This is a genomic window from Streptomyces sp. V4I23, from assembly GCF_030817975.1.
Classification (GTDB): domain Bacteria; phylum Actinomycetota; class Actinomycetes; order Streptomycetales; family Streptomycetaceae; genus Streptomyces.
The window spans coordinates 5,825,449-5,846,822 of sequence record NZ_JAUSZW010000004.1; the positions used below are offsets into that span (position 1 = coordinate 5,825,449).

General features: G+C 71.4%; 20 protein-coding genes. 10 read left to right on the forward strand and 10 right to left on the reverse strand.

Annotated elements, in window-relative coordinates; all coding sequences use genetic code 11:
- Window positions 1-2: 2 nt before the first annotated feature.
- The 3 genes from QFZ82_RS28775 (at window position 3) to QFZ82_RS28785 (ending at window position 2,285) form a co-directional block, all read left to right on the forward strand.
- Window positions 3-449: a DUF5304 domain-containing protein gene (locus tag QFZ82_RS28775; protein WP_307715915.1), complete on the forward strand. Its 447-nt coding sequence runs from the start codon at window positions 3-5 to the stop codon at window positions 447-449.
- A 64-nt stretch (window positions 450-513) separates the two neighbouring features.
- Window positions 514-1,455, forward strand: coding sequence for an ROK family glucokinase (locus QFZ82_RS28780; RefSeq protein ID WP_307715916.1), 942 nt, complete (start codon window positions 514-516; stop codon window positions 1,453-1,455).
- Window positions 1,456-1,523: 68 nt separating this feature from the next.
- Window positions 1,524-2,285, forward strand: coding sequence for an endonuclease/exonuclease/phosphatase family protein (locus QFZ82_RS28785; RefSeq protein ID WP_307715917.1), 762 nt, complete (start codon window positions 1,524-1,526; stop codon window positions 2,283-2,285).
- 416 nt (window positions 2,286-2,701) lie between these two features.
- Here the strand turns inward: QFZ82_RS28785 and QFZ82_RS28790 are convergent, their stop codons facing one another.
- Entirely contained in the window at window positions 2,702-3,271 is a 570-nt protein-coding gene (locus QFZ82_RS28790) for a hypothetical protein (protein WP_307715918.1), read from the reverse strand.
- Window positions 3,264-4,070 carry a carboxylesterase gene (locus QFZ82_RS28795; RefSeq protein ID WP_307715919.1) on the reverse strand — a complete coding sequence of 269 codons (807 nt, stop codon included), beginning with the start codon at window positions 4,068-4,070 and terminating at the stop codon, window positions 3,264-3,266. The genes QFZ82_RS28790 and QFZ82_RS28795 overlap by 8 nt, the downstream gene beginning before the upstream one ends.
- Before the next feature lie 191 nt (window positions 4,071-4,261).
- Here QFZ82_RS28795 and QFZ82_RS28800 point away from each other — a divergent pair, with 191 nt between their 5' ends.
- The 4 genes from QFZ82_RS28800 (at window position 4,262) to QFZ82_RS28815 (ending at window position 8,155) form a co-directional block, all read left to right on the forward strand.
- Window positions 4,262-5,014 carry a 1-acyl-sn-glycerol-3-phosphate acyltransferase gene (locus QFZ82_RS28800; RefSeq protein WP_256356428.1) on the forward strand — a complete coding sequence of 251 codons (753 nt, stop codon included), beginning with the start codon at window positions 4,262-4,264 and terminating at the stop codon, window positions 5,012-5,014.
- A 31-nt stretch (window positions 5,015-5,045) separates the two neighbouring features.
- On the forward strand, window positions 5,046-6,299 hold the full coding sequence (gene macS / locus QFZ82_RS28805; protein WP_307715920.1) for a MacS family sensor histidine kinase: 1,254 nt from the start codon (window positions 5,046-5,048) through the stop codon (window positions 6,297-6,299).
- Complete coding sequence (locus QFZ82_RS28810; protein WP_177152804.1) at window positions 6,296-6,970, forward strand: response regulator transcription factor; 675 nt, start codon at window positions 6,296-6,298, stop codon at window positions 6,968-6,970. The genes macS and QFZ82_RS28810 overlap by 4 nt, the downstream gene beginning before the upstream one ends.
- Before the next feature lie 156 nt (window positions 6,971-7,126).
- Entirely contained in the window at window positions 7,127-8,155 is a 1,029-nt protein-coding gene (locus tag QFZ82_RS28815) for a 6-phosphofructokinase (RefSeq protein ID WP_307715921.1), read from the forward strand.
- 58 nt (window positions 8,156-8,213) lie between these two features.
- Here the strand turns inward: QFZ82_RS28815 and QFZ82_RS28820 are convergent, their stop codons facing one another.
- The 3 genes from QFZ82_RS28820 to QFZ82_RS28825 all read right to left on the reverse strand — a co-directional run bounded on the left by QFZ82_RS28820 (window position 8,214) and on the right by QFZ82_RS28825 (window position 13,203).
- Window positions 8,214-10,208, reverse strand: coding sequence for an anthranilate synthase family protein (locus tag QFZ82_RS28820; RefSeq protein ID WP_307715922.1), 1,995 nt, complete (start codon window positions 10,206-10,208; stop codon window positions 8,214-8,216).
- A 97-nt stretch (window positions 10,209-10,305) separates the two neighbouring features.
- Complete coding sequence (locus tag QFZ82_RS39835; RefSeq protein WP_177152834.1) at window positions 10,306-10,365, reverse strand: trp operon leader peptide; 60 nt, start codon at window positions 10,363-10,365, stop codon at window positions 10,306-10,308.
- 99 nt (window positions 10,366-10,464) lie between these two features.
- Entirely contained in the window at window positions 10,465-13,203 is a 2,739-nt protein-coding gene (locus QFZ82_RS28825; protein ID WP_307715923.1) for an N-acetylmuramoyl-L-alanine amidase, read from the reverse strand.
- A 233-nt stretch (window positions 13,204-13,436) separates the two neighbouring features.
- On the opposite strand from QFZ82_RS28825, the gene QFZ82_RS28830 reads away from it, so the two are divergent.
- Together QFZ82_RS28830 and QFZ82_RS28835 are read left to right on the forward strand one after the other, a co-directional pair.
- Window positions 13,437-14,783 (forward strand): class II 3-deoxy-7-phosphoheptulonate synthase, encoded by a 1,347-nt coding sequence (locus QFZ82_RS28830; RefSeq protein WP_307717873.1) that lies wholly within the window; start codon window positions 13,437-13,439, stop codon window positions 14,781-14,783.
- Between the two features lie 166 nt (window positions 14,784-14,949).
- Window positions 14,950-15,207 carry a bacterioferritin-associated ferredoxin gene (locus QFZ82_RS28835; RefSeq protein ID WP_307717874.1) on the forward strand — a complete coding sequence of 86 codons (258 nt, stop codon included), beginning with the start codon at window positions 14,950-14,952 and terminating at the stop codon, window positions 15,205-15,207.
- Window positions 15,208-15,247: 40 nt separating this feature from the next.
- Here the strand turns inward: QFZ82_RS28835 and bfr are convergent, their stop codons facing one another.
- Window positions 15,248-15,727 (reverse strand): bacterioferritin, encoded by a 480-nt coding sequence (gene bfr, locus QFZ82_RS28840; RefSeq protein ID WP_307715924.1) that lies wholly within the window; start codon window positions 15,725-15,727, stop codon window positions 15,248-15,250.
- A 154-nt stretch (window positions 15,728-15,881) separates the two neighbouring features.
- Between bfr and QFZ82_RS28845 the strand changes: the two genes are divergently transcribed.
- Window positions 15,882-16,514, forward strand: a complete 633-nt coding sequence (locus QFZ82_RS28845; protein ID WP_177152798.1) for a sulfite oxidase-like oxidoreductase — start codon at window positions 15,882-15,884, stop codon at window positions 16,512-16,514.
- A gap of 38 nt (window positions 16,515-16,552) precedes the next feature.
- On the opposite strand, the gene QFZ82_RS28850 is transcribed toward QFZ82_RS28845, so the two are convergent.
- The 4 genes from QFZ82_RS28850 to QFZ82_RS28865 form a co-directional block, all read right to left on the reverse strand.
- A complete protein-coding gene (locus tag QFZ82_RS28850; RefSeq protein WP_307715925.1) occupies window positions 16,553-17,134 on the reverse strand; it encodes a DUF4396 domain-containing protein in 582 nt (193 codons plus the stop codon).
- 92 nt (window positions 17,135-17,226) lie between these two features.
- Complete coding sequence (locus QFZ82_RS28855) at window positions 17,227-18,105, reverse strand: deoxyribonuclease IV (RefSeq protein WP_307715926.1); 879 nt, start codon at window positions 18,103-18,105, stop codon at window positions 17,227-17,229.
- Between the two features lie 6 nt (window positions 18,106-18,111).
- Window positions 18,112-20,043, reverse strand: a complete 1,932-nt coding sequence (pknB, locus tag QFZ82_RS28860) for a Stk1 family PASTA domain-containing Ser/Thr kinase (RefSeq protein WP_307715927.1) — start codon at window positions 20,041-20,043, stop codon at window positions 18,112-18,114.
- A 534-nt stretch (window positions 20,044-20,577) separates the two neighbouring features.
- Window positions 20,578-21,372: a thiazole synthase gene (locus tag QFZ82_RS28865; protein WP_307715928.1), complete on the reverse strand. Its 795-nt coding sequence runs from the start codon at window positions 21,370-21,372 to the stop codon at window positions 20,578-20,580.
- Window positions 21,373-21,374: the final 2 nt, after the last annotated feature.

Here is a 21,374-nt window from a genome sequence, read left to right on the forward strand (position 1 = left end):
CCATGAGCGATGCCACGGAGCGTCCCGACACCGACGCCGACGCAGACGCCTGGGCAACGGCGTGCGAGGAGGACCTCAAGGCCGAGCAGGCCCGTCGCAGCGCGCAGTACGGGGCGCCGCCCGGTTCCGCGGCCGAGGAACTCCGCAAACTCTTCGACGTCGTCGCCGACAAGGTCACCGCCTTCCAGACGTCGCTGCCCGGCATGGCCGCACAGAACGCCGTGCAGCAGTTCGTGAACCAGGCGAAGGCCGCCGTGGAGCCCGTGATCGAGCGAAACCCGCAGGTCTTCGACCATCTCGCGGCCGCCGGGGGCGAGCTCCTGGCCGCCTACCGCTCCGTAGTGGAGAACCAGGAGCGCCGCTGGACCCAGCGCTCCCACACCGCCAAGGACACCGACGACCCCCGCGACGACGGGCCCGGGCCGAGCGAGCACATCGACCTGGACTGACCAGCGTGTGCCCGCCCTCGGGTACGGTTGGCGTAGCGGGGCTCGACCGAATACTGAGGGACACATGGGACTCACCATCGGCGTCGACATCGGCGGCACGAAGATCGCAGCGGGCGTGGTCGACGAAGAGGGCGCCATTCTCGAGACGCACACCGTGCCCACCCCGTCGACTCCCGAGGGCATCGTGGACGCGATCTGCGCGGCCGTCGCGGGAGCCGGCCAGGGGCACGACATCGAGGCCGTCGGCATCGGTGCGGCCGGATACGTCGACGACAAGCGCGCCACCGTCCTGTTCGCGCCCAACATCGACTGGCGCCACGAACCGCTGAAGGACAAGGTCGAACAGCGCGTCGGCCTCCCCGTCGTCGTCGAGAACGACGCCAACGCGGCGGCCTGGGGCGAGTACCGCTTCGGCGCCGGCCAGGGCCACGAGGACGTCATCTGCATCACCCTCGGCACCGGCCTCGGCGGCGGCATCATCATCGGCAACAAGCTGCGCCGCGGGCGCTTCGGCGTCGCCGCGGAGTTCGGCCACATCCGCGTCGTCCCCGACGGTCTGCTGTGCGGCTGCGGCAGCCAGGGCTGCTGGGAGCAGTACGCGTCGGGCCGCGCCCTCGTGCGCTACGCGAAGCAGCGCGCCAACGCCACCCCGGAGAACGCGACCGTCCTGCTCGGTCTCGGCGACGGCACGATCGAGGGCATCGAGGGCAAGCACATCAGCCAGGCCGCGCGGCAGGGCTGCCCGGTCGCCGTCGACTCCTTCCGTGAGCTGGCGCGCTGGGCGGGAGCGGGTCTGGCCGACCTGGCCTCGCTGTTCGACCCGTCGGCCTTCATCGTGGGCGGCGGTGTCTCGGACGAGGGCGACCTGGTGCTCGACCCGATCCGCAAGTCCTTCCGCCGCTGGCTCATCGGCGGCCAGTGGCGTCCGCACGCCCAGGTCCTCGCCGCCCAACTGGGCGGCAAGGCGGGCCTGGTGGGCGCGGCCGACCTGGCCCGCCAGGGCTGAGCCCGTACGGCCATGTGCCCGTCGCGTCCTCGTGGGATTGCGGCGGGCACCGTCGTATCTTGATCCACATGGCCATCAGCATGCTGCCCGCCCTTCCCAACTCCCGTACCGAACCGGACGGTTCGGCCGTGATCCGGGTGCTGAGCTACAACATCCGGTCGATGCGCGACGACGAGGAGGCACTGGCCCGGGTCATCCGCGCCTGCGAGCCGGACCTCGTCCTCGTCCAGGAGGCCCCGCGCTTCTTCCGCTGGCGCAAGCACGCGGCGCGGCTCGCCGCCAGGACGGATCTGGTGATGCTGTCCGGCGGCGCGACGGCCGCCGGGCCGCTGCTGCTGTGCTCGCTGCGGGCGACCGTGGAACGCACCGAGGACGTCCTGCTGCCGCTGACCCGAGGCCGGCACCGGCGCGGCTTCGCCACGGCGGTCGTCCGGTTCGCGGGGGCCCGGCTGGGGGTGGTCAGCTGCCACCTGAGCCTGCAGACGGACGAGCGCTACGCCCAGGCGGGGATGCTGCTGGACCGGCTGGCCGCGATGGGCACGCCGCACGCGGTCGCCGCGGGCGACATCAACGAACGCCCCGGCGGGCGTGGCTTCGGCCGCCTCGCCGACTCGCTGCAGGACTGCTGGGCGGTGCGCCCCTGGGGAGACGAACACACGTCGACGCCGGCGGATCCGCACCAGCGGATCGACGCGATCTTCGCGACGCGGGGGGTGGAGGTGCTGGGCTGCGGCGTCCCGCGGGGCCTGCCCGGCGTGACGGACCCGGACCTCCGAGCGGCCTCGGACCACCTCCCGGTCCTGGCGGCCCTGCGGCTGCCGGCGTCGTAGGCCCCGGGGGCGCGGTGCCCCGGCGTGCGCGTGCTGCCTGCGGCCGTTTCCCCACCCCACCCACCCCGCCCCTTCCCGAACCGGGGGCGCTGCCCCCGGACCCTCCCCCTACGGCCTGGCGGCCGGGGGGACCCCAGCGCCTCAAACGCCGGCGGGGCTGCGTATGCAGCCCGTCCGGCGATTGAGGACACCGCGCGAAGCGCGGTCCGGGGTCCGGGGCTTGCCCCGGTTACGGGAAGGGGCGGGGTGGGGAACAAGCCCGCCGCAGGTGCCACGCACCCGCCCAGGCTCATGGCCGCCGGGCCGAGCCCCGGGCCTCCGAGCGCCTCACCGCGCGCAGCGCGGTACCGGGTCCGGGCGGAGCCCGTTACGGGACAGGGGATAGCGCGCACGGCCGCCAGGCTCAAACGCCCCCGTCACACCACCGCGCCCCGCCCCGGGTCGTCCTGGTCGTCGTCGTCGTCGTCGCCCGACGACATCCGCGCCACCAGCGTCGCGAACCCGCCCAGAAAGCCTCCGATGCACAGCGTCGTCAGCCACCACGTCATGTCCCACTGCAGCAGGACCGCGACGAGCATGAGCACCGGGCCGCCCACCACCGCCAGCCACGCGAACTTCGCCGTGACGTCCGCCTCCGGAAGCGGCGGCGGCTCCGGCGGGACGAAATGGCCCTCGTCGCTCTCGTCGAAGTCGTCGTCGCTCGGCTCGGCGACCTTGTAGTCGCGGGGGCCGCCGCCCCCGACCCCCGGCGCGAAGGTGACCGAGCTGCCCAGCGCGGGCTTGTCGTCGGCAGGGTCCTCCGGAGGCCGTGACGACGGCGACTCGTTCACCCCGCTCTCCAGGCCCGCCAGGTCCTCGACGGACTTGAAGGGCTTGGCGCCCGGCGGGTCCGCCGGCTCCTCGCCGTACCCCGCGACGATGGCCGCCCACGCGGCCTCCTCGTCTATCGGCTGCGGCTCGCGGTCCGCATCGTGCTGCTCAGCCACCGGTCGTGCTCCCTCCCAGGGACTCCGTCGCGGGGGACCCCGTGGTCCCGGCCTCCGGAGCGAGCCGGCCGATGAACGCGTAACTCTCCTCGAAGATCTGCTCCGCATCATGGTCCAACGTCGCCACGTGGTAGCTCTGTTCCAGCAGGATCTCCGTGACGTCCGTCGAGGAGACGCGGCTCAGGATCCGCGCCGAGTCCGCGGCCGGCACCACATGGTCGTCGGGGCTGTGCATCAGCAGCATCGGCTGGGTGACCTGCGGCAGCTCGCCGTCCACGAGCCGGAAGAACTGCCGCACCGAGTGCGCGGCGTGCATCGGCACCCGGTCGTACCCCACCTCCTGCACCCCCGGCTTGGCGATGTCGCTGGTCAGGCCCTTCGTGGACGGCACGAGGTGGCGTACCACGGGCAGTAGCGACGCCATCGCGCCGTGCACCTTGTTCGCCGGGTTGACCAGCGCGATGCCGCGGACCGCGTCCCCGTGCTTGGCGGCCAGGCGCAGGGTGAGCGCGCCGCCCATGGAGAGGCCGAAGACGAAGACGCGGCTGCACCGCTCCAGCAGGGAGCGCAGCTCGCGGTCCACCTCCGCGTACCAGTCCTGCCAGCCGGTCACCTGCATGTCCTGCCAGCGTGTGCCGTGTCCCGGCAGCAGCGGCAGGGACACCGTGAGTCCGCGCTCCGCCAGGTATTCGGCCCAGGGGCGCAGCGACTGCGGGCAACCGGTGAATCCATGACAGAGAAGGACGCCGACCTCGCCGCCTTCGTGGCGGAAAGGCTCGGCTCCAGGAAGGACCGGCACCGGGGTCTCCTGTTCGTGAGGTGTGCACGTGTGTTGGACGAGGGGCGCGTGTGAGGCCCGCAGGTGTACTTCACGGTACGCGACCGGACCGACACCGACCAGGGCCGTCACGGCGCGAGCGGCACCGGAACGGGGGACGGGGGGTCACCAGGGGTTAAGGTCTGTTCGAGAACACACAGGAGGATTTCGAGTTGATCTACGGTGCCATGAAGTTCTCCATCGGGGGATCGCTGAAGCTCGCCTTCAGGCCCTGGGTGGAGGGCCTGGAGAACATTCCGGCCGAGGGCCCCGCGATCCTCGCGAGCAACCACCTGTCCTTCTCGGACTCGTTCTTCCTCCCCGCCGTGCTCGACCGCAAGGTCACCTTCATCGCCAAGGCGGAGTACTTCACCTCGCCCGGCGTCAAGGGCAGGCTGACCGCCGCGTTCTTCAAGGGCGTGGGCCAGCTCCCCGTGGACCGCTCCGGCGCCCGCGGCGCGGGCGAGGCGGCGATCAAGGCCGGCATCGACGTCATCGAGTCCGGCGGTCTGTTCGGCATCTACCCGGAGGGCACCCGCTCCCCGGACGGCCGGCTCTACCGCGGCAAGCCCGGCGGGCTCGCGCGCGTGGCGCTGGCGACCGGCGCGCCCGTGATCCCCGTCGCGATGATCGACACGGAGAAGATCCAGCCGCCCGGCAAGATCGTCCCCAAGCTGATGCGCCCGGGCATCCGGATCGGCAGGCCGCTGGACTTCAGCCGGTACTACGGCATGGAGGGCGACCGCTTCATCCTGCGCTCGGTGACCGACGAGGTCATGTACGAGATCATGAAGCTGTCCGGCCAGGAGTACGTCGACATCTACGCGGCGGCCGCCAAGCGGCAGATCGCCGACGCGGAGAAGGCCGAGAAGGCCGCCAGGGCCGAGGCGGAGAAGGCGAAGAAGGCGCAGCGTCCGGCGGCCTAGCCGACCGGACACGGCTTCAGGGGTGGGGGAGATGGCCAGGCGCGAGCGCGTCGTACGGATGTCGGTCGAGCTGCCGCTGTGGCGTGCGCTGGCCGGCTACCGCGTCCTGACGATGGTCTACGCGGTGCTGCTGTTCGTGTTCCAGCAGGACAAGTTCGAACGCCCCGCCGTCGCGGTCGGCTTCCTCGCGGTGATGGTCGTCTGGACCCTCGCCACGCTCCCCAAGGTGTCGAACGCGGCCCGCTGCACGCGTGGATTCCTGATCGCCGATCTCACCCTCGCGCTGACCGGCATCCTGCTCACCCCGCTGGCCGACGCCCAGGCGCAGACGCAGGACGGCCCCACGCTGCCGTCGATATGGACAGCGGGCTCCGTCCTCGCCTTCGCCATCAAGGGCGGCTGGCGCTGGGCCGGGTTCGCCTCCTCACTCGTCGCCGTGGCCAACATCATCGAGCGCGGCCAGCCCAGCCGGGACACCTTCCACAACGTGCTGCTCGTCTGGGTCGCCTCCATCGCCATCGGCTACGTCGTCGAGGTCGCCCGCGCCTCCGAGCGCACCCTCGCCCGCGCCCTGGAGATCGAGGCCGCGACCCGCGAGCGCGAGCGGCTGGCACGCGACATCCACGACAGCGTGCTCCAGGTGCTGGCGATGGTGCAGCGGCGCGGCACCGCGCTCGGCGGCGAGGCCGCCGAGCTGGGCCGGATGGCGGGCGAGCAGGAGGTCGCCCTGCGCAGCCTGGTCGCGGGCGGCCTGCTCCCGTCGCCGCGTTCCGTGGCGGACGGTGCTCCGTCGAACGGGAGCGCCGGTCCCGCGGACGACGCGGCGCCGGCCGCTGGCGGCACCCGCACCGCCCTGGCCGGCCGCCTCCCCGAGGACCCGGACGAGCCGTGCGACGTGCGGACGCTGCTCGCTTCCTTCGTGAGCTCGCGCGTGACGCTCTCGGAGCCGGGCGCCCCGGTGCTGCTTCCCGCCCACGCGGCGGCGGAGGTCGCGGCCGCCGCCGGCGCCGCTCTGGACAATGTGCGCCGGCACGCCGGCACGGACGCCCAGGCGTGGATCCTGGTCGAGGACTGGCCGGACGAGGTGATCGTCACGGTCCGGGACGACGGCCCCGGCATCCCGGAGGGCAGGCTCGCGCAGGCCGAGGGGGAGGGACGGATGGGAGTGGTCCTGTCCATCCGCGGCCGCCTGCGGGACCTGGGCGGCACGGCCGAGCTGGTCTCGGTCCCGGGGCAGGGCACGGAAGTCGAGTTGAGAATCCCACGGGGGAAGGCGGAGAAATGACCGGAGAACAGCCGATCAAGGTGATGGTCGTCGACGACCATCCGATGTGGCGGGACGCGGTCGCGCGCGATCTGGCGGCGGCCGGGTTCGACGTGGTCGCCACGGCAGGGGACGGCGCGCAGGCCGTGCGCCGCGCCAAGGCCGCCGCTCCCGACGTCCTCGTCCTCGACCTCAACCTGCCCGAGCTGCCCGGCGTGCAGGTGTGCAAGGAGCTCGTCGCGGCCCTGCCCGGCCTGCGGGTGCTGGTGCTGTCCGCGAGCGGAGAGCACGCCGACGTCCTCGAGGCGGTCAAGTCCGGCGCCACCGGCTACCTGCTGAAGTCGGCGAGCACCGAGGAGCTGACGGACGCCGTGGGCCGCACCGCCGCGGGCGACCCCGTCTTCACGCCGGGCCTCGCGGGTCTCGTCCTCGGCGAGTACCGCCGCCTCGCCTCCGACCCCGCCCCCTCACCGGGCGCCGACGCCCCGAAGGCGCCGCAGCTGACCGACCGGGAGACCGAGGTGCTCAGGCTGGTCGCCAAGGGGCTGTCGTACAAGCAGATCGCCGAACGCCTCGTCATCTCGCACCGCACCGTGCAGAACCACGTGCAGAACACCCTCGGCAAGCTCCAGCTGCACAACCGTGTGGAGCTCGTGCGGTACGCGATCGAGGCTGGTCTCGACGACGCCTGAGTCACCGTCACCCCCGCCGTGCTACCCGTACGGGTGAATGCCCGCCCTCAACCTCCCCGAGAAGCACAGGAATTGTCCGTTCGCCCCATCCCTGAGTGACCTGGATCACCATTAGCGTGACGGTCCTAGGGCCCATCCCAGGCGAAGGGAAGTTCCATGCGTGTCGGAGTACTGACCGGAGGCGGCGACTGCCCCGGCCTCAACGCGGTCATCCGCGGCCTCGTCCGCAAGGGCGTCCAGGAGTACGCGTACGAGTTCGTCGGCTACCGCGACGGCTGGCGCGGACCGCTCGACGGCGACCACGTCCCGCTCGACATCCCCTCCGTCCGGGGCATCCTGCCCCGCGGCGGCACCATCCTCGGCTCTTCGCGCACCAACCCGCTCAAGGAAGAGACCGGCATCCGCCGCATCAAGGAGAACCTCGCCAAGCACGAGGTCGACGCGCTCGTCGCGATCGGCGGCGAGGACACGCTCGGCGTCGCGGCTCGGCTGTACGAGGAGTACGGCGTCAAGTGCGTCGGCGTGCCCAAGACCATCGACAACGACCTGTCCGCCACCGACTACACCTTCGGGTTCGACACGGCCGTCGGCATCGCCACCGAGGCCATCGACCGGCTGCACACCACGGCCGAGTCCCACATGCGCGTCCTGGTGGTCGAGGTGATGGGCCGGCACGCAGGCTGGATCGCCCTGCACTCCGGTCTCGCGGGCGGGGCGAACGTCATCCTCATCCCCGAGCAGCGCTTCGACGTCGACCAGGTCTGCGCCTGGGTGACCTCGCGCTTCCGGGCCAGCTACGCCCCCATCGTGGTCGTCGCCGAGGGAGCCATGCCCAAGGACGGCGACGCGGTCCTCAAGGACGGCTCCCTCGACTCCTTCGGCCACGTCCGGCTCTCCGGGGTGGGGGAGTGGCTGGCGAAGGAGATCGAGCGCCGTACGGGCAAGGAGGCCCGCACCACGGTCCTCGGCCACGTCCAGCGCGGCGGCACCCCGAGCGCCTTCGACCGCTGGCTCGCCACCCGGTTCGGGCTGCACGCCATCGACGCGGTGCGGGACGGCGACTACGGAAAGATGGTCGCGCTGCGCGGCACCGACATCGTGCGGGTGCCGATCGCCGAGGCGACCGCCAAGCTCAAGACGGTCGACCCGGCGCTCTACGAGGAGGTCGGCGTCTTCTTCGGCTGAGCCCCCGCCGGACCGGGCGCCGCGAGGACGGGCACGTCCCCGCGGCGCCGCCGGCCGCTCAGGCCAGGTGGGCCGGGACCGCCGAGAGCAGTTCGGTGACGAGGGAGGCGCCGTCGAGCGTCAGCACCGACTCCGGGTGGAACTGCACCGACGCGAACCGCGGTGCTCGCAGGGCGTGCACCTCCCCCGTCGCCGTGTCCCTGGCGACCTCCACCCCGCGGTCCGCGAGCAGGGCCGCCGCGCCCGCATCGTCGCAGCGCGCGGTGAAGCTGTTGTAGAAGCCGACCGTCTCCGCCCGTCCGAAGAAGTCGATCCGCTCCTGAGCGCCCTGGTACGGCTCGTCCTTGCGGACGATGTCCAGACCCAGCTCGGCCGCGATCAGCTCGTGCCCGAGGCACACCCCGAGCAGGAAGGTGTGGTCCGAAGGACCTCGATGAGGGGCGGTGGTCGGGTGACGGGCGGGCCCGTCCCGGTGCCCGCGCAGCAGATCGGCGGCGAGCTGCCGCATCAGCCGCATCTTCGGGTCGCCCGCGTCGGCGGGATCACCGGGGCCCGGCCCCAGCACCACCGGCCCCCGGTGACCGAGCACCCGCTCCCGCAGACTCGGCTCGTCGTACCGGCGCACCGACACCTCCAGGCCCGAGGAACGCAGCAGGTGCGCCAGCATCGACGTGAACGTGTCCTCGCCGTCGACGACCAGGGCATGCCCGGACAGCCGCCCGGACGGCTCCTGCATCCGCAGCCAGAACGGCGCGAGGTCCGCGCGCCGGGCGTCCAGCGCCGCCCGTACGCGCGGGTCGTCGGCGAGCCGGGGCCGCGCGGCCGGCTCCTCCGCGCGCCCCGGCACCACCCCCAGGGCGGCCAGCACGGCCGCCGCCTTGGCGTGCGTCTCGGCCACCTCGCCCAGCGGGTCCGAGTGCCGCACGAGTGTGGCCCCGACCGGGACCCGCAGAGCTCCTCCCGGGTCGATGTCGGCGGTGCGGATCAGGATCGGCGAGTCGAGGGTCTGCGCGCCCGTGCCGTCCCGGCCGATCAGCGCCAGCGCGCCCGCGTAGTACCCTCGGCCGCCCACTTCGTGGCGCTCGATGACCCGGCAGGCGTTCTGCACCGGCGAACCCGTGACCGTCGCCGCGAACATCGTCTCCTTCAGCACCTCGCGCACATCGAGGGACGAACGCCCCCGCAACTCGTACTCGGTGTGGGCGAGATGGGCCATCTCCTTGAGCCGCGGCCCCACGACGACACCGCCCATGTCGCCGACGGTGCACATCATCTTCAGCTCCTCGTCGACGACCATGGACAGCTCCTCGCGCTCCTTGCGGTCGTCGAGGAAGCCGAGCAGCGCCTCGGCGCTCGGGCCCTCGGGCGGATACCGGAACGTGCCGCTGATCGGATTCATCACGACCGTCCCGCCCGCCCGTCTCCCACCACCATCCTCGAACGAGAGCGCTTCGCGCTCGCCCCCCTCGCCGGTCATCCGCACATGCACCTCGGGGCTCGCGCCCACCAGGGTCCGGGTGCCCGTGTGGACGACGAAGGTCCAGTACGCGCCCCGCTCACCGGCCAGCAGACGCCGGAACAGGGCCAGGGCGTCGGCGCGCGAGAAGCCGGGGATCCGTCCGGTGAAGGTGCGCCGGATCACGAAGTTCGCGCCCTCGCCCTTCCCGATCTCGTCCTCGATGACCCGGCGCACGATGTCCGCGTACTCCTCGTCGCCGGTGTCGAAGGCCCCGCCCTCGACCCGTACGGAGTGCGCGGGGAGCGCCGCGAGGACCTCGTCCAGCGCGAGCTCGTGGCTCTCGTCGGCGACCAGCACGGTGAGCGGCGTCCCGTCGTCGCGTACGTCGAAGCCGCGCTCCGCGATCTGCCGGAACGGGACCAGCGCGAGTGCGGGGCGCTCGCCCCCGGGGAGAGCGGCGAGGCGTTCGACGTCGTGGACGTCCCCGATCAGCACCTCGACGGTGCCGTGGTCACGGCCGGGAGTACGGCGGTGCAGCACGGCGAACGGCGGGCAGTCGTCGTCCAGGAGCCGGCTGATGAGGCTGTCGGTCATGCGGGGGTTCCTTCCGGGTGGGAGAGGAACGGCCGCTGGTCCGCAAACGCCGAAGGCCGCCCCTCGGGCGGCCTTCTCGATCCGGTGCTGCGCGCGATCAGGAGGTGGGCCGCCGATGTGCGGTCCACCACCAGTTCTGGATCTGCTGCGCGAACATGACGCCGACCCTAACGCATCCGCCCGCGGCGCCGCGGCACGTCCCACGATGAGGACGGCCGCCGCGCCGCGGGCGGGGTGCCTGCGGATGCCGTACGGGTCAGATCAGCAGGTTGTAGATCTGCCAGCCGTCGCCGATCTTCGTCCGCGCGGCGAACGGGGCGGCCGGGTCGCCGGTGCCCCTGTACAGGTACAGGGCGCCCGCCGACTCGCGGGCGATCATGTCGGCCTTGCCGTCACCGGTGAGGTCCCCGGTGCCCGCGAGGGTGTTGAACCGTCCCCATCCGTCGCCGATCTTCGTCCGTGCGGCGAACGGGACCGTCGCGCTGCCCGTGCCCTTGTACAGGTACAGCGCACCGGCGCCGTCGCGCGCGACGATGTCCTTCTTGCCGTCGGCGTTCAGGTCGCCCGTGCCGACCAGGGCGTTGAACTTGCCCCAGCCGTCGCCGACCTTGAGCTTCGTCAGGAACGGCACCGCCGGGTCGCCCGTGCCCCGGTACAGGTACAGGCTGCCGGTCGAGCTCTGACGGGCGATCATGTCGGCCTTGCCGTCACCGGTCAGGTCACCGGTGCCGACGAGCATGTTGAACTGCCCCCAGCCCGTCCCGACCTTGAGCTTCGTCAGGAACGGAGCGTTCTTGTTGCCGCTGCCCCGGTAGTACCAGAGCGTGCCGGAGGAGTCCCGGGCCACCATGTCGCCGGTCCCGTCGGCACGCAGGGTGTCGAGGTTGGTGAGGGCGTTGAACTGCTGCCAGCCACCGCCCACGCGGTACCGGGCGTAGAACGGCGCGGAGGCGCTGCCGGTGCCCTGGTACTGGTACAGATTGCCGCCGGAGTCCCGCCCGAGGACGTTGAACCGGGTGGTGCCGGCGTCGGGAGCCGTGGGCGTGGCCTCGGTGACCTCGGTCGACTTCACCCAGGCCAGGCGGTGGTTGTAGCGGATCGGGATGTAGGTGTCCGTCTTGCCGACGACCCGGACCTGCGAGGAACCGAAGTAGTCGTCACCGAGGACCGCGTCGCCGGCCTTCGCGTATGCCTGACCCGTCGCGACCGTGTACTTGGACAGGTAGTTGGGGTTGTCCGTCGGGGCCGTCTGACCGGTGCCGGTGTAGGCCGACGCCTCCGGGAAGGACCGCCCGTACAGCTTGGCTCCGGTGATGGGCTTCACGAGCGTTCCACCGGTGACAGGCGCCGCGTACTGGCCGCCGGGGTTGCGGAACCACGCCTTCTTTCCGGCGTACCAGATCGCGGTCCAGTCCTTCTGCGCCTCGGCGACGACGTAGGTGCCGCCGGCGACGGCCTTGTTCCCCCAGTTCGGCCCTTCGGACCACAGGTACGAGGGGAAGTAGGGGTCGGTGATCGTGGCCGAGGACGTGGACGGCGACGTGTAGAGGTAGAGGAAGTTCGACGGGCGGGGGTCGACCGGCTTGGTCGCGCCGCCGTAGGTCAGCGTGGGCTGGTTCGCCGTGGTGAACGGCGGCACGACACGCACCAGCTGGCCGGCCTTCAGCGGTCCGCCCGCGCCGCCGGCACCGGTGGGAGCGCCCATCAGCGACATGTAGTGGTTCCAGTCCCAGTACGGACCGGCGTCCCAGTGCATGCCGGCGACCTTGGCGTCCAGCTGTCCCGGCACCTCGTCGTGGCCGATGATGTGCTCACGGTCGATCGGGACGCCGTACTTGGCCGCCAGGAACTTCACCAGGGCCGCGGAGGACTCGTACTGGGGCTCGGTGTACCAGCTGCCCGCCTTGATGGCGTAGCCCTCGTGCTCGATGCCGATGTCGTGCATGTTCGCGGTCCAGTTGCCCGCGTGCCAGGCGATGTTCTTGTTCTCGACCATCTGGGTGACCAGACCGTCGGAGGCGCGGATCAGGTAGTGCGCACTGCCCCTGGCCGTGGAGCTCTGGAAGGCGCTGATGGTGCCGGCGTAGCTGCCCTCGGTGTCGTGGACGACGATCCGGCGGATGTCGAAGCCGTTCACCGCGCGGCTCGCCAGCGTGTAGTTGCGCTGGCCGGTGCTCGGGACCTCGGCAGGGATGTAGTTGCAGTTCAGGCCGGCCGGGCACTCGGGCGTCGGAGTCGCCGTCGTGCTCACGGTCGTCGCCAGCGGCAGTTTCGACGGCTTGACCGGGGTCACGGTCGGGTCGGCCGGCAGGGTGACCTGCTGGCCGTCCGTCGTGAGCCTCTGCTCACCCTTCCGGATCGACTCGAAGACGCGCTTCGCGAAGAGGTCGGCGCCCTTCTTGTCGGGCGACTGGCTGTAGCGCGCCACAGCCGCGTACCACTCGTCGGCCTCTTCGGGCAGGTCGCCCGTGGCCTCCTTCTGGTACTCGGCGAGCAGCGCGGCGCCCGCGCGGATGCTTGTCCCGGCGTCCGCCTTCACGGACTCCTCGGAGCTGTCGATCAGCTCGGCGGCCTCGTCCAGCGTGTGCAGACGGGGGTCGTCGGTGTCGACCGTCTCCTTCGGCAGGGCCGCCAGCGCCTTCTCGGCGTCGAAGGTCTTCTCGATCTCCGGGTTGCCGCTCGCGTTCAGGTGCGCCAGGCGCTCCTTGGCGTCGTGCTGCTCGACGTCCCCCGGCTGGACACTGGTCAGCCCCATGACGTTGTACGCGCCGGTGACGCTCGGCTCGCCGCGGTGCGACTCCCAGCGCGTCTGGCGGTACGAGACCGCCATCAGCACGCTCTGGGGAACGTCGAACTCCTCGGCGGCCTGTGCGAACTCGGCCTGGAGCTGAGCCCCCGGTGCCACCGCTGCCGTCTCGCCGTCCCCGCCCAGCAGGTCCGGCGACGCGACGGCGACCGTGCCGGCGACGGCCGACGCCACGACGGCGGCGGCCACTCCGTACAGGATCGATCGTTTCTTACGGTTTCTCCGATGTCTCGGATTCACGCCCCACCCCTGCTCAAGGCCCACCCCTGCGGGCTCCGAAGTGATGGCGACCGCGGCTCCCCGCCCGGTCGCAAGCGCCTGAGGCTAACACCGGGGCATGACAACGATGGGCCCGGGGCGTCTCATCTGCTGAGCGGCGACATGGACAGCGCTCCCGACCACGTACTGTTGACGGCGTGACCGTGAACGCTAAGACCACCGCTACCGGTGGCAACACCTGGCGAAACCTGCCCGCGGCGCAGCAGCCCGAGTACCCCGATGCCGAGGCTCTGCGCGATGTGATCGCGGACCTCGAGTCGTATCCGCCGCTCGTCTTCGCGGGCGAGTGCGACCAGCTGCGCGCCCGGATGGGAGCCGTCGCCAAGGGCGAGGCGTTCCTGCTCCAGGGCGGCGACTGCGCCGAGGCCTTCGACGCCGTGTCCGCCGACCACATCCGCAACAAGCTCAAGACGCTGCTCCAGATGGGCGCCGTGCTGACGTACGCCGCCTCCGTGCCGGTCGTCAAGGTCGGCCGGATCGCCGGGCAGTACTCCAAGCCCCGCTCCAAGCCGACCGAGACCCGCGACGGCGTCACCCTGCCCACCTACCGGGGCGACTCCGTCAACGGCTTCGACTTCACCGAGGCGGCCCGGGTCCCGGACCCGGAGCGGCTCAAGCGCATGTACCAGGCGTCCGCGTCGACGCTGAACCTGGTGCGCGCCTTCACCACCGGCGGCTACGCCGACCTGCGCCAGGTGCACGCCTGGAACCAGGACTTCGTGAAGTCGTCGCCGTCGGGCCAGCGCTACGAGCAGCTCGCCCGCGAGATCGACAACGCGCTGAACTTCATGAAGGCCTGTGGCACCGACCCGGCGGAATTCCGCACGGTCGAGTTCTACGCCTCCCACGAGGCGCTGCTGCTGGACTACGAGTCGGCGCTGACCAGGGTCGACTCCCGGACCGGGCAGCTGTACGACACCTCGGGCCACATGGTCTGGATCGGTGAGCGCACCCGCCAGCTGGACGGGGCGCACATCGAGTTCGCGTCGAAGATCCGCAACCCGATCGGCATCAAGCTCGGCCCGACGACGACGGTCGACGAGGCGCTGACGTACATCGACCGCCTGGACCCGGAGCGCGAGCCCGGCCGGCTGACGTTCATCGTCCGCATGGGCGCCGACAAGGTCCGCGACAAGCTTCCCGAGCTGGTCGAGAAGGTGACCGCGTCGGGCGCGACCGTGGCCTGGGTGACCGACCCGATGCACGGCAACACCTTCGAGGCGGCGTCCGGCCACAAGACCCGGCGCTTCGACGACGTGCTCGACGAGGTCAAGGGCTTCTTCGAGGTCCACAAGGCGCTCGGCACCCACCCGGGCGGCATCCACGTCGAGCTCACCGGCGACGACGTCACCGAATGCGTGGGCGGCGGCGACGAGATCTTCGTCGACGACCTGCACCAGCGCTACGAGACGGCGTGCGACCCGCGGCTCAACCGCAGCCAGTCCCTGGACCTGGCGTTCCTGGTGGCGGAGATGTACCGCGACCAGTAGTGACGGCCCGACGACGGTGGGGCGCGGATCGATGTGATCCGCGCCCCACGGTCGTATCCCGGGCTTTTGCGACCCGCGGGCGGCGGGTAAGGTTAGGTTAGCCTCACCGATCAATCGGGACGGCGCCCCTTATCGATCCCGTTCGATCTTCCGGGAGGTGAACCGCGTGTACGTCTGCTCGTGCTTCGGCATCACGGAGAAGCAGGTCAAGGAACACGCGGAGGCCGGTGCCTGCACCCCCCGCCAGATAGCGTCCGTGTCCAAGGCCGGGACGGACTGCGGTTCGTGCGTGCGCCGGATACAGGGGCTGCTCGGCCGCGGGGCGTGCCCCCGCCGCGAGCTGCTGGAGAACGGCAGCAGTGCCGCCGTGCTGGCCGCCGATCCGACGGCGGGGACCCGTCCCGCTCTCGACGAGGCCGCCTGAGTCCGCCGGGCCCGCGCGCGGATGTGCGCGGACGCCGCCCTCAGCTGTCCGGCTGCTCGATCAGCTGGGCGATGTAGAGCGACTCGCCGAGCTTCTCGACCAGCTCCAGCTGGGTGTCGAGGTAGTCGATGTGGTGCTCCTCGTCCGCGAGGATCGACTCGAAGATGTTCGCCGAGGTGATGTCGCCCTTGGTGCGCATGACCTCGATGCCCCGCTTGAGGCGGTCGATCGCCTCGACCTCGATCTGCCGGTCGGCCTGGAACATCTCGGTGACCGACTGCCCGATCCGTACGTGGAACAGGCGCTGGTAGTTCGGCAGGCCCTCCAGGAAGAGGATGCGGTCGGTGAGGACTTCGGCGTGCTTCATCTCGTCGAAGGACTCGGCCCGGGTGTACTTGGCGAGCTTCGTCCAGCCGAAGTTCTCCTGCATCTTCGCGTGCAGGAAGTACTGGTTGATCGCGGTCAATTCGGCGGTCAGCTGCTCGTTGAGAAACTCGATGACCTCGGGGTCGCCCTGCATCGCAGAGGCTCCTTCCGCGCGTATGACTGGGCAGGTGGGCGCATCCTTGCATCGAGGCAAGGGGTCGTCCAGTAAGTGCCTCCTTAGTAGGAGTTGCCCGAATCGGCCCAGACCTGGTCATGACCACCCCTCCCGGTCTGTCACCATTGGAGGCATGGGTCAGCCGGAGAGCCGGGAATACCGCGCACCAGAGGAGTCCGAGCTTCCGCCGGGACAGCGACTGCAGCGCGGCTGGCCGGTCACCCACTACGGCCCCGTCCCCAAGTTCAAGCCGGACCGCTGGGAGTTCAGGGTCTTCGGCGCCACCGCGGACGGCGACAAGCGCTGCTGGAACCACGAGGAGTTCTCGGCGCTGCCCTTCTGTACCGTCGTGGGCGATCTGCACTGCGTGACGAAGTTCAGCATGCTGGCGGCCGAATGGGGGGGTGTGTCCGCCCGTACGATCGTGGAGCTCGCCCCGCCGGCGCCTGCCGTCACCCATGTCATGGTCTGGGCCGAGTACGGCTTCAGTGCGAATCTGCGGCTGTCCGACTTCGTCGCGGAACGCACGATCTTCGCCACGCACAAGGACGGTGAGCTCCTCACCGCCGAACACGGCTTCCCGCTGCGGCTCGTCGTGCCGCATCTGTACGCCTGGAAGGGGCCCAAATGGGTCCGTGGCGTGGAGTACATGACCGCCGACCGCCGCGGCTTCTGGGAGGAGCGCGGCTATCACAACGTCGGCGACCCCTGGAAGGAACAGCGCTACTCCTACCAGGAGGAACCGGGAGACGGCCCCGAGTTCTGAGGACTCCGGGCCGTCCTGGACGCCGCGGGGCGGCGGCGTCAGTGGTGGTACTGGTGGACCACCGCGTGGCCCTTGCCGCGGCCGATCATCCACTTGTTCACGGGGGTCGTGACCAGGAAGGCGATCAGGAACGCGAAGGCGAGCGCGCCCCAGAACAGTCCGTCCGCCAGGTGGGCGTCCATCGCGCCGGGCACCAGCAGCAGGACGCCGTTGTCGACGATCTCCATGACGGTGATGGACAGCGTGTCGGCCGCCAGCGCCACACCGATCGCGGCCTTCAGGCCCAGACCCGCGCGCACGACGGCCCACAGGGTGAGCGAGTAGCCGAAGAAGAAGGCCAGGACGATGGCCAGCGCCATGGTGGGGGCATTCCCCCAGCCCAGGGACGTACCGATGATCATGCCGAGGACCTCGCCGATGGCGCACCCCGTGAGGCAGTGCAGCGTGGCCTTGGCCGCCATGGACCAGCTGACCTTGCCACCGCCGTGGTGGGCGTGAGCGGACTGGTCGTGCCCGTGGTGGGCGGCGTGGTCGTGGTGGCCGCCGTGCGGGTCCTGGGCGGCCTGGCCGTGGGTCGCGTGATCGTGCCCGGTGTGGTGTGCGTGCGTCTCGTGCTGCATGGCGATGCCCCCAACGTCAGGTAGCGGTTCCTGCCGACAGAAACAACCGTATACCCCCTAGGGGTATTCCTCAATGGCTCTCGGAAAAGCCGTCAGCGAAGTTTCTTCAGCAGCGCCACGTCCGCCGCGTGCCCCTCCTTGCCGCCCGGTGTCTCGATGATCAGCGGCACACCGTCGGTGGCGGGATGGGCCATGAGCTCGCGGAACGGCTCCTCGCCGATGTGTCCCGCGCCAATGTTCGCGTGACGGTCTTTGTGTGCCCCCACCACATCCTTCGAATCATTGGCGTGGATCAGCCTCAGCCGGCCCTCCCCGACCGTCGCCACGAGCTCGTCCAGCGTCCGCGCTACACCCTGCGGAGCGGCCAGATCATGCCCCGCCGCGAAGATGTGGCAGGTGTCCAGGCAGATCCCCAGCCTGGGGTGTGCGTCGAGCGCCTCGAAGTAGGGTCCGAAGTCCGAGGCCAGGTAGCAGAGCGACGAGCCCTGGCCCGCCGTGGACTCCAGCAGCAGATACGGGTCGTCCTCGTGCGTCAGCTCGTCCAGCAACGGCAGCATCCGCTCCCGCACCTGCGCCAGGGCCACCTCGCGGCTGCGGCCTCCCCCGTGGCCTCCGGCACGGGAGGTGCTCCCAGTCGCCGAACCCGTGTGCACGACGACACCCCGGGCACCGATCTGCCGCGCCCGGCGCAGCGAGTGACGCAGCGAGATCACCGACTGCTCGACGGTGGCCTCGGTGTGCGAGCCGAAATTGATCAGATAGGGGGCGTGCACCCAGGCCGAGAGCCCGTCGGCAGCGCACTCCGCGCGGAACTTCTCGTCCTGTGCGGGATTCCCGACGGGCGTGGCCCAGCCCCGCGGATTGGCCACGAAGACCTGCACGGCCTCCGCCTCCAGTTCCCGCGCGTAGGCAAGGCCGGTCGTGGCCAGGCCGCCGGCCACGGGGACGTGGCCGCCGACGGGGTTGCGCATGAGCACTTAAAGTCCCTTGATCTTGATGGTGACCGTGCTGCCCTCAGGGGCCTCGTCGCCGCCCGCCACCGACTGGCTCTCGACCGCCTCGCCGAGGAACGGGAAGCTCTTCTCCACGTCCACCACGAAGCCCGCCGCCTCCAGATCCGCGGTGGCGTCTTCGATGCTGTCGCCCACCACGTCCGGAACCTCGACCATCCGCGGTCCCTTGGACACCGTGAGCGTGATCGTGTCACCGGCGGCGAGCCGAGTGCCCTCGGCGGCGGACTGCCGCGCGACCGCACCCGCCTCGTGCGGCGAGTTGATCCGCCTGGCGGCCACCTTCACCTTCAGGCCGGCCTCTTCGAGCTCGGCGGTGGCGTCCTCCACGGAGTCCCCGGTGACGTCCGGGACGTCGATCGGCGCGCCCTTGCTGACCACGAGCGACACCGCGCTGTCCGGGCTGCGGCTGCTGCCCGGCTCCGGATCGGTGCTGATCACCGAGCCCTGGGGGACGGTGTCGTCGAACTCCCTGGTCACCACACCCGGCGCCAGGCCCACCCTGCGCAGCTCTCGCTCCGCCTCCGCGAGCGGCCTGCCGGCGACGTCCGGCACCTTCACGATCTTCGGGCCGCGCGAGACGATCAGCGTGACCGAGCCGTTCCCGCGGATGCGCTCGCCCGCGGCGGGATCGCTGTTGATCACCGAGCCGCGGGGAACCGTCTCGCTGAAGTCGTGGCGGACCTTGCCCGCTTCGAGACCGGCCCGGTCGAGCTGCCGGCGGGCGTCCTTCTCCGTCTTGCCGATCAGCGCCGGGACACGGGTGAACTGGCCGGAGTTGATGTACCAGACGCCCGCGCCGATGCCGAGGAACGCGACGACCACGACGACCAGGGCGAGCACGCCGCGGCGGGCGAGCGGGCCTCGGGCGGGACCGGGCCTCTCGGGCGGCCGCGAGGAGGACGGCGGCATGGTCAGCCGTGCGGTGTGGTGGACCCCGGGCTCCTCGCGGGTCAGCGCGCGGAGGATCACGTCCGTGGGCGCGTCCTCCGGGGCGGTGTCCGCTGAAGCGCCCTCGCCGCGGGCCTGTGGCGGCACCGCGTCCAGCTGCTCGTCATCGAGCGCGGCACGCGCCTCACGGGCCTGCGCCAGGAGCGCGACAGCGTCGTGCGGCCGGATGTCGGGGTTGCGGGCGGTCGCGCTCGCCACGAGGTCGTCGAGCTCGACGGCGAGGCCCGGTACGAGGGCGGAGGGAGCGGGGACGTCCTCGTTCAGGTGCTGGTAGAGCACCTGGGCAGGGGTGTCGCCGGAGTGCGGCTTGCCGCCCGTGAGCATCTCGTACAGCACGACACCGCACGCGTACACGTCGGCGCGGGTGTCGGCCGTGCCGTACTCGATCTGCTCCGGCGCGAGATACGAGACGGTGCCCAGCACGGTGCCGGAGGTGTTGGTGACCGAGCCGACCGCGCGGACCAGCCCGAAGTCGGCGACCTTGACCCGGCCGTCGTCCCCTATCAGGACGTTCTCGGGCTTCATGTCCCTGTGCACGAAACCGGCCCGGTGCGCGGCGCCGAGCGCGGCGAGCACGGGCTCCAGGATGTCGAGCGCGGCCCGCGGCTGGAGCGCGCCGCGCTCGCGCAGGACGTCGCGCAGGGTGCAGCCGGCGACGTACTCCATCGCCAGATAGACGTACGCGCCCTCGGCCCCCTGGTCGAAGACCCCGACGACATTGGGGTGCGCCAGCCGGGCCACGGACTTGGCCTCGCGGATGAACCGCTCCACGAACGTCGCGTCGGTGGCGAGCTCGGGGTGCATCACCTTGAGCGCGAGGACCCGGTCGAGCCGGGTGTCGACGGCCCGGTAGACCGTGGCCATGCCGCCGACGGCGATACGCGCGTCGACGCGATAGCGGCCGTCGAGCACCTGCCCGACGAGGGGGTCTGAGAGGGTCGTGTCCACCCGGCGATTCTACGAGGCGGGACCGTTCGCCCTGTCCGCGCCGGAACCGCTTGCAGCGCACCTGTGACGGTTGTCGTGAACCTGCAGGGGACTTTCCCCGTCGGCCCTCCCCTACGGCCCGGCGGCCGTGGGCGGTACGCCCGTCCCGAACTGGGGCAGGCCCAGGCCCCCGCCCGCCTGCGGCCGTGCCCTCGATCTGCCCTGCGGCCGGGCGCCGTGGATACCCCCGCCCCGCATCGGGCAAGCCCGCCCCCGACTGGGCCAAGCCGGCCCCGTACGGTCGGCGATCGTGCCCGCAACCTCCACCTGCGGCCTGCGGCCGTGGGCTGCCCCGTCCCGCATGGGGGCAGCCCTCGGGCCCGTCGGCTTCGCGCAGCGGATTCCCGCCCCGTCGGCGTTTGAGGCGCGGGCGGGGCGGAGCCCCGGTTCGGGAGGGGCGGGGGAACATGCCCGCGCAGCGGACCACGCCCCCGCCGGCGTGTGAGGCGCAGGGGCCGGGACAGCCCCAGAAGACGGCCCCGACCCCCGTCGGACTCAGAACGCCGGGCGTTCCGGGTCCAGGGACGCCCGGCCCTCCGTCGGCGACGACGCCTCCGCGAAGTGGCGGCGGGGGATGCGGCCCGCCCGGTGTGCCAGGCGGCCCGCCTCCACCGCGTGCCGCATCGCCTCCGCCATGAGCACCGGCTCCTGCGCCCGCGTCACCGCCGACGCCAGCATCACCGCCGCACAGCCCAGCTCCATCGCCAGCGCCGCGTCCGACGCCGTGCCCGCGCCCGCGTCCAGGATCACCGGGACGCCCGCCTGCTCGATGATCAGCTGGAAGTTGTGCGGGTTGCGGATGCCGAGCCCGGACCCGATCGGCGAGCCCAGCGGCATGATCGCCGCGCAGCCCACGTCCTCCAGCTTCCGCGCCAGCACCGGGTCGTCGTTGGTGTACGGCAGGACAGTGAAACCGTCGTCGACCAGCGTCTCGGCCGCCTCCAGCAGTTCCACGCCGTCCGGCAGCAGCGTGCGCTCGTCCGCGACGACCTCCAGCTTGATCCAGTCCGTTCCCAGCGCCTCCCGCGCGAGCCGCGCCGTCAGAACGGCCTCGCCGGCGGTGAAACAGCCGGCCGTGTTCGGCAGGACCTGGATGCCCAGCCTGGTCAGGACGGAGAGGACGGAGCCCTGCACCGTCGGGTCGAGACGCCGCATCGCGACCGTGGTGAGTTCCGTGGCGCTCGCGATCAGCGAGCGTTCCAGGACGTCGAGGCTGGGCGCCCCGCCCGTACCCATGATCAGTCGCGACGTGAAGGTGGTGCCGCCGATGGTGAGACGGTCGTCGGCCATGG

Coding starts and splice junctions, on each gene's coding strand:
- QFZ82_RS28785 (WP_307715917.1), top strand. CDS start 1,524: ATGGCCATCAGCATGCTGCCCGCCCTTCCCAACTCCCGTACCGAACCG.
- QFZ82_RS28780 (WP_307715916.1), top strand. CDS start 514: ATGGGACTCACCATCGGCGTCGACATCGGCGGCACGAAGATCGCAGCG.
- QFZ82_RS28850 (WP_307715925.1), bottom strand. CDS start 17,134: ATGCAGCACGAGACGCACGCACACCACACCGGGCACGATCACGCGACC.
- QFZ82_RS28810 (WP_177152804.1), top strand. CDS start 6,296: ATGACCGGAGAACAGCCGATCAAGGTGATGGTCGTCGACGACCATCCG.
- QFZ82_RS28820 (WP_307715922.1), bottom strand. CDS start 10,208: ATGACCGACAGCCTCATCAGCCGGCTCCTGGACGACGACTGCCCGCCG.
- QFZ82_RS28865 (WP_307715928.1), bottom strand. CDS start 21,372: ATGGCCGACGACCGTCTCACCATCGGCGGCACCACCTTCACGTCGCGA.
- QFZ82_RS28855 (WP_307715926.1), bottom strand. CDS start 18,105: ATGCGCAACCCCGTCGGCGGCCACGTCCCCGTGGCCGGCGGCCTGGCC.
- QFZ82_RS28815 (WP_307715921.1), top strand. CDS start 7,127: ATGCGTGTCGGAGTACTGACCGGAGGCGGCGACTGCCCCGGCCTCAAC.
- QFZ82_RS28775 (WP_307715915.1), top strand. CDS start 3: ATGAGCGATGCCACGGAGCGTCCCGACACCGACGCCGACGCAGACGCC.
- bfr (WP_307715924.1), bottom strand. CDS start 15,727: ATGCAGGGCGACCCCGAGGTCATCGAGTTTCTCAACGAGCAGCTGACC.
- macS (WP_307715920.1), top strand. CDS start 5,046: ATGGCCAGGCGCGAGCGCGTCGTACGGATGTCGGTCGAGCTGCCGCTG.
- QFZ82_RS28845 (WP_177152798.1), top strand. CDS start 15,882: ATGGGTCAGCCGGAGAGCCGGGAATACCGCGCACCAGAGGAGTCCGAG.